Raw genomic sequence first — 411 nt, 5'->3', positions numbered from 1 at the left:
CAGCTGGTCGCCCACCTGCTGCATGTCGGCCATGCCGCGGCGCACTTCTTCCGAGAACTTGTCCATGCCCATCACACCGGCCGACACCGACGACTGGATCTCGCGCACCATCTGCTCGATGTCGTAGGTGGCCACGGCGGTCTGGTCCGCCAGGCGCCGGATCTCGGTCGCCACCACCACGAAGCCGCGGCCGTACTCGCCGGCCTTCTCGGCCTCGATGGCGGCGTTCAGCGACAGCAGGTTGGTCTGGTCAGCCACCTTCGTGATCGTGGTGACCACTTGCGTGATATTGCCGGCCTTCTCGTTCAGGATCGCCAGCTTGGCGTTGACCGAACCGGCCGCGCCGACCACGTTGCGCATGGTGTCTTCCATGCGCGCCAGGCCGACCTGGCCGCTGCCGGCCAGCGACGC

Annotated in this window: 1 protein-coding gene; it reads right to left on the bottom strand. The window is 67.4% G+C overall.

Annotated elements, in window-relative coordinates:
- Positions 1-411: methyl-accepting chemotaxis protein (locus ACR6JA_RS22385; protein ID WP_494599616.1), on the bottom strand; the 411-nt coding region annotated here is incomplete at both ends.

The organism is Cedecea sp. B1(4) (assembly GCF_059414925.1).
The sequence above is the reverse complement of the archived record's forward strand: the minus strand, read 5'-3'. Positions and strand labels throughout refer to the sequence as shown.